The organism is Actinosynnema sp. NPDC023658 (assembly GCF_040639995.1).
GTDB lineage: Bacteria > Actinomycetota > Actinomycetes > Mycobacteriales > Pseudonocardiaceae > Actinosynnema.
In genome coordinates this window covers 1-2,005 of record NZ_JBFAAX010000981.1, presented here as the reverse complement: position 1 = coordinate 2,005, position 2,005 = coordinate 1, and the positions used below count along the sequence as shown (strand labels likewise).

At 75.6% G+C, this 2,005-nt stretch carries 1 pseudogene; it reads right to left on the bottom strand.

Going from position 1 to position 2,005, the window contains the following annotated elements:
* Positions 1-1,662, bottom strand: a pseudogene (locus tag AB0G02_RS37170) (hypothetical protein); the annotation flags it as partial.
* Positions 1,663-2,005: the final 343 nt, after the last annotated feature.

Sequence of the window (2,005 nt, the reverse complement as noted above, 5' to 3'; positions counted from 1 at the left end):
CGCGGCCCGCCAGTCCGGGTGCGCGAGCCGGGCCAGCGCCAGGCCCCCGCCCGCCGCCACCAGCACGCCGCCGAGCAGCGCGATCGCGCCGAGCAGCCAGTGGTAGCGGTACTTCGCCGCGGCCAGCCGCTGGGTGAACGCGACCTTGCCGATGCCGGGCCGGTCCGGGCGTCCCGGGTAGTCGGCCACCACGCCGTCCCGCACCGCCGCGCCCACCGCGTGCCGGACGCAGGACACCGAGCCCACCGCGTAGAGGGCGGCGGCGACCACCACCGCGGCCCAGAACGCCCAGCCCGGCGCGGACGCCCACCGCAACGCCACCGCCACCACCGCGGACACCGACCCGACCGCGAACACCACCGCGCTCGACACCTGCCGCACCATCGCCGCCACGACCGGCGCCACCAGCAGCGGGAACGCGATCGCCAGCACGCCCCACAGGCCCGCGCCGACCAGGTAGCTCGTGCTGAGCACCAAGCCCCGGCGCCCCGCCTCCGGCACCGGGTCACCGACCCAGTCCACCACCCGGTAGGCCAGGCCACCGCTGAACCCGACCGCCAGCGTGGTCGCGACGGCCGCGATCACCACCGCCGCGTAGCCGTGCCACATCGGCCGGAACCGCTTGTCCGCCACCATCAGCTCGACCCCGCGCGCGGAGTGCCGCAGGTGCGCGCACGCGCCGAGCAGCACGACCAGGAGCAGCATCGCGGACGCGGACAGGATGTTGGTCACCGCCTCGAACCCGGCCAGCGGCGGCACGGTGCCGGTCGCGTCGGTCGGCAGCCGCCACAGCAGCGCCGTCGCCGTCCCCGCCGCGAGCAGCAGGTACGCCACCGACGCCCACTTCAACGCCCGCGAGTTCACCGCACGCCGGTCCGGCGACACCACCACGCACCCGACGGCCCACGCCAGCACGCCCGCGCCCAGCCCGATCACCGCCCACGACAGCAGGTCCGACGGCCGGTCCGGCTGCGCGGTCCGCAACGCGCCCGCGTACAGCACCCCCACCACCACGCACGCCGCCGCCACGTGCGCGTCACGCAGCACGGGCGTGCGCGGCGACGTGTGCCAGAACGCGTAGTCGCCCAGGCTCCCGGTGCGGGTCTCCCAGACGTGGTGCGTGCCCTTCGGCTCGTACAGGAACGTCTGCCGGCCGAACCACCACAGCACGGTGATCACCAGCACCGGCGGCACCGCGCCGACCAGCAGCATCGCCCCGAACGGCCACCCCTCGAAGAACCCCAGGCTCGCCGCCCGGCACGCCACCGTGCCCGCGCACTGCCGCACCAGCAGCTCCAGCGACACGTACGCGGTGGCCGTGACCAGCATGCACGTCAGGACCAGGCCGAGCAGCCGCAGCACCGCCTCGGCGAACCGACCCGCGCCCAGCAGCGTGTAGCGGGCCAGGTTGAGGATCGCGAACGGGATCAGCACCAGCCACAGCGCCCGACTCGCGCCGCCCGAGGTGAACCGGCCCCAGTGGAACGCCTCGACCGTGCGGGTGCGCCCGCTGGACCGCGCCCGGACCGGGGTGCCCGACCGCAGGAACCGGGCGACGTCGTCACCGGCCACCGGGGTGGGGAACGGGTCGCCCAGCATCGCTTCCGGAGGGGTGCCGGACACCCCGTGCACCCGCAGTTCGACGACGTCCTCGGGACGCATGTGCGATCACCTGCCGTAGGTAGCCGTGGGGCTGTTACCTACCGGATCGCCCACCGCGGGTAGGCCGTTTCGGAGAGGGAGACACCCGGTTGGGTGATCCCGGTGCTGGTGAGAGCATCCTGGGGTGACGTCCGGCCGCCGATCGCGACCCGACGTGCCAGGCCCCGACCCCGAAAGGCTGCCCACGGTGACCAAACCCGCCCGCCGCGACCCGAGCAGGCTCGTCGACGCCTCCGGCTTCCGCGAGTTCGTCCAGCACGGCTGGGGCCCGGCCGACCGGGCCGCCCGCGTCGCGCCCGGAGCCGCGCGCGCCGCCGCCGCGCACCGCGACCGGCTCAGCGCC